This is a genomic window from Cryobacterium fucosi, from assembly GCF_004403515.1.
Lineage (GTDB): Bacteria > Actinomycetota > Actinomycetes > Actinomycetales > Microbacteriaceae > Cryobacterium > Cryobacterium fucosi.
The window spans coordinates 1-2,804 of the sequence record NZ_SOHH01000036.1; the positions used below are offsets into that span (position 1 = coordinate 1).

Below are 2,804 nucleotides of genomic sequence, written 5' to 3' on the forward strand. Positions count from 1 at the left end.
ACGACGCTGCGACGTCCTCTATGCCATGCTCCGCGACGGCACCCTCTATCAAACCGACCATCAACTCGCCGCTTGACAAAAACATAGGGGCACCCCCCGCCCCGACGATCTCCTGGGCGAACACGGGTCGGGAACATCGCCGAGCGAAACCACGGTGCCGCGCAGGGGGCTGAGGATATTTTCGGGCATGGCTGTGTCTCCTAGATTGTGACGTGCGGGGAACTGCAGACGAATCGCGAGTTGTTACGCTCGTCAGCGATGCACGCCCGTGCCACACGGTACGAACCCGCGACAGCGGGTGACGTTTCGCTCAGGGCGACGTGATGGCGGTACGGACGTCGCCCTGAGCCTGTTCGAGGCGAGCGGTGGCAGTGAGGACATCAGTGTCGGTGAGCAGCATCACCACGGCGGTCTTGGCATGCCCGCCGGCCTGATCGATTGCAGCGGCGGCGGTATCCGGATCCGCCCCGGTGGCGTCGCTGACGATGCGGCGGGCCCGGTCGACCAATTTGGCGTTCGTGGGTTGGACGTCGACCATCAGGTTGTGGAAGACCTTTCCGGTGCGGATCATGCTGGCGGTGGAAAGCATGTTGCACACCAGCTTCTGCGCCGACCCGGCCTTCAGCCGGGTAGAGCCGGTCAGCACCTCGGGTCCGGTGTCGACCTCGATGGCGACATCGGCGTGTCTGCTGATCTCCGCGCCGAGATTGCAGGCGACCGAGACGGTGGCCGCCCCAACGCTCCGGGCATGATCCAGACCGCCGATGACATACGGGGTTCGGCCACTGGCGGCGATGCCGACGACCACGTCAGCGACGGTGAGTCCGACTGCCAACAGGTCGATCACCGCGAGGCCGGGATCATCTTCGGCACCTTCGACGGCCTGGAGGAACGCCCGCTCGCCGCCGGCGATAAGCCCGAGGACCTCCCCGGGGTCGGTACCGAACGTCGGTGGGCATTCGACGGCGTCCAGCACCCCAAGTCGGCCGCTGGTGCCGGCACCTAGGTAGATCAGCCGTCCGCCGCGGCGGCGCGCGCCCACGATCGCATTTACCGCGTTCTCGATCGCCGGTAGTGCCGCCGCCACCGCAACTGGGACTGTGCGGTCCTCCTGGTTCATCACGGTGAGCAGGTCCGCGACGGACATCGTGTCCAAGTCCGTGGTGCGCTCATTCGCGGTCTCGGTGCCCAATGTGGCGAGTGCCATGGTGTTGTCCCTGTTCCTGGTGTTGTTGAAGCTATTCATGGTTGTTTGTTTCGTCCCGGATGAGAGGTGACGGCGGCGTAGGTGCGTTCGAGCGCGGCTCGGGCCCCGGGCAGCGTTTGCGCGACGCCGACAAAGATGGCGTCGACGAGCAGGAGCTGCCCAGTGCGGCTGGCCATCGCTGCGGAACGGAAGCCAAACTCTCGCCCCGCGGTGACCAAGACGTGTTCACCGTGGGCCGCCAATCGGGAACGGGCGGCGCCAGTGATGGCCACCGTGCCAGCGCCGGTCGACCGGGCCAATTGCAGTGGCGCGACGGTGCCGGGGTTCTCTCCCGAGTGGGAAACGCCGATGGCCAGGTCGGCGGGGCCGAGCAGCGAAGCGCTGACCATCGCCGCGTCGTGTTCGGTGTATGCCCGGGCGACCAGTCCGACCCGGTTCAACTTCGCAGTTAGATCCTCCGCGACCAGGCCAGACGCGCCGATGCCATACACGTCGATCCGGCGAGCGGCCCGGATCAAATCGATCACTTTCTCCAGGGCGATGGGATCGACCAGTTCGGCGGTGGCGCGGAGCTGTTCAGACTCGAACGCGGCCAGCTTGGTCAACACCACGCCGATCCGGTCGCCGTCGGCGATGTCGGCGCCCACAGGGACACCACCGTCATGGTTCGCACCGCCCTGCGCAGCCAGCGCGAGCCGGAGCTGCGGGTATCCGTCGAAACCGAGACGCCGCGCGGTGCGGACCACGCTCGCGGTGCTCGTTGACGCGCATTCGGCGAGCTCGTTGACCGTCAGAGCCGATGCCGCCGTGGTGTCAGACAGCAGGACCCGCCCGATCCGGGCCTCCGCTGGGGTCAGCCCGAGCAGCATCGCCCGGAGCCTGGCGACCACATCTGACGGAGCCGGCGTGGTCGGGCCGGAGAACTCACGCATAGCATCGGTCGTAACGCCGCGATCAGGAGCCTGCCGGGGGTCCTTCTTAGAGGCCATGGGCACCGTCCGCCTTCCAAGACACATCCCCGGGTCCATCCCGGGCCTGTAAGAAAGTTTCACGCATTCAAGCGGATTGTGTCAAGAGTTTCTATTTCTTCTCCCCTGACAGATTGACGGCAATCCCGGCGACGCACTTCTGGAAGCAGATGGGCGGGCGTGAGCATGTCACGCCAAGTCGTCAAAATCGACCGGGCGTGAGGGTCCTGGTGGAAGTGATCCGCAGGTGCAATCGAACCATATCCGGAGTTTGTAAGTCTCCTGTGTGACTGGCCTTGACCCCGGTGAGTAGTTCCGGTCGGCCAGATAACTCAGGTATTCGTTGATGGCCGGGAAGTCCGTCGCGCCGGGGCCGGCGAGTGTCCAATACTCGCCCTCGCGCTCCAGCCAAAGATCCGTGTCGGTTCTCATGAGACAGGAGTACCTCCACTGCCCGGATGAATCAAGCACATCCGGCCCGGCGTGTCGCGGTTCGCCGCGTCATCCGCCGAGGATTAGCCGGTTAACAGGCACGCGCCGACGCGCCCCATCGACCCGGTGATGCCGTTGTTCTTCAGCACCCGCAGGAACACGTTCGAGCGGAACTGGGACCCGCGATCGGAATGCAG

General features: G+C 65.5%; 2 protein-coding genes. Both read right to left on the reverse strand.

Annotated elements, in window-relative coordinates; genetic code table 11:
- Positions 1–310 precede the first annotated feature (310 nt).
- Positions 311–1,246, reverse strand: a complete 936-nt coding sequence (murQ, locus tag E3T48_RS03530) for an N-acetylmuramic acid 6-phosphate etherase (RefSeq protein ID WP_198417619.1) — start codon at positions 1,244–1,246, stop codon at positions 311–313.
- Entirely contained in the window at positions 1,243–2,235 is a 993-nt protein-coding gene (locus E3T48_RS03535) for a MurR/RpiR family transcriptional regulator (RefSeq protein ID WP_338145218.1), read from the reverse strand. Before E3T48_RS03535 ends, murQ begins: the two co-directional genes overlap by 4 nt.
- Positions 2,236–2,804: the final 569 nt, after the last annotated feature.

What these genes read in the sequence shown, in the direction of transcription:
- E3T48_RS03535 (WP_338145218.1), bottom strand. Translation starts at nt 2,235, where the DNA reads ATGGACCCGGGGATGTGTCTTGGAAGGCGGACGGTGCCCATGGCCTCT.
- murQ (WP_198417619.1), bottom strand. Translation starts at nt 1,246, where the DNA reads ATGAATAGCTTCAACAACACCAGGAACAGGGACAACACCATGGCACTC.